Below are 1271 nucleotides of genomic sequence, written 5' to 3' on the forward strand. Positions count from 1 at the left end.
ATACCATCATCCCCCAACAGATACCGCAAGGTATGCGTGCCGAAGTCAACGAGAAGATACTTTTCGCCATAGACTCCGGCAAGAACCTCATTCCGGCGGAGAGCATCTACAACTGCTATACCGGTATCGGAGGGCTGCACAACCTCAAACAGTCCGACTTTGCCAGCTACCACGAGTATGCCGAAGCGAAGAAGGAGTTCGAGATGGGACAGTTCTTCACCCCGCATGAAATATGCCGGGACATGGTGGATATGCTGTGTCCTGTCTCATCCGAAATGGTTCTTGACATGTGTTGCGGTATGGGCAATTTCTTCAACCATCTGCCCAACCCGCATAATGCCTACGGCTTCGACATAGACGGCAAGGCCGTGTCTGTCGCACGATACCTCTACCCGGAAGCCCATATCGAGAAATGCGACATCCGGCAATACTATCCGGAACAACGTTTCGATGTTATCATCGGCAATCCTCCTTTTAACTTGAAGTTCGACTACAAACTGTCGCAGGAATACTATATGGACAAGGCTTACGATGTGCTCAATCCGGCAGGAATCCTGATGGTCATCGTGCCCTGTTCCTTCATGCAGAGCGGGTTCTGGGAGAAGACACGGATAGCCGGTATAAACGGCAGATTCTCATTTGTCGGTCAGACGAAGTTGGGCCCGTCAGCCTTTGCCGCAGTCGGAGTCCATGACTTCAATACGAAAATCATGGTATTTCTCCGTAAATCGGGCCACATCAAGATGCAGGCTTACAACGCGGAAGAATTCATAACGGCGGACGAGCTGAAAAAGCGCATCGGCGAGGCAAGGGCGATGAAACACCGGTTGCGTTTCGACCTGATGCGCGAAACCAACCGGATCAACAAGGAAGAACTTGAGCTGTTCGAGTACAAACTTGCCAAGTACATGTACGAGCTGAAGGCGCACGCCAAGTTGAACAAACATATAGACAAGGCGGAAGCGTTGGTCACGAAGTTCCGTAACCAGAAACCGCCTGAGAACGCCACGCGGGAGCAGGTGGAGCAATGGGAGAAGAACAAACTGACCCCGAAGAAAGTGCTTGCCGTCATCCGCAGGTACATCACCTCGCAAAATACCGTACCTCGCAAGGAAGTGGCATTGGTGAAGACCTCATACGGCTTCAAACTGAAACAATATGCTCCGCGACTCCTTGACAAAGTTCCGCACAAGGCGGCAAGTATCAACGACCTCGTGCTGGAACGTACTGAACTGCCCATGCCGGAAGTGCCGACAGAAAAGAACATGCAC

General features: G+C 51.6%; 1 protein-coding gene. It reads left to right on the forward strand.

The window, feature by feature from the left end; translation table 11 throughout:
• Positions 1 to 5 precede the first annotated feature (5 nt).
• Positions 6 to 1271, forward strand: a 1266-nt coding sequence (locus tag ACESQI_RS22960) for an N-6 DNA methylase (RefSeq protein WP_373127298.1), incomplete at its 3' end; no start/stop codon positions are given.

It is taken from the genome of Bacteroides sp. HPS0048 (genome assembly GCF_964240755.1).
Lineage (GTDB): Bacteria > Bacteroidota > Bacteroidia > Bacteroidales > Bacteroidaceae > Bacteroides > Bacteroides nordii.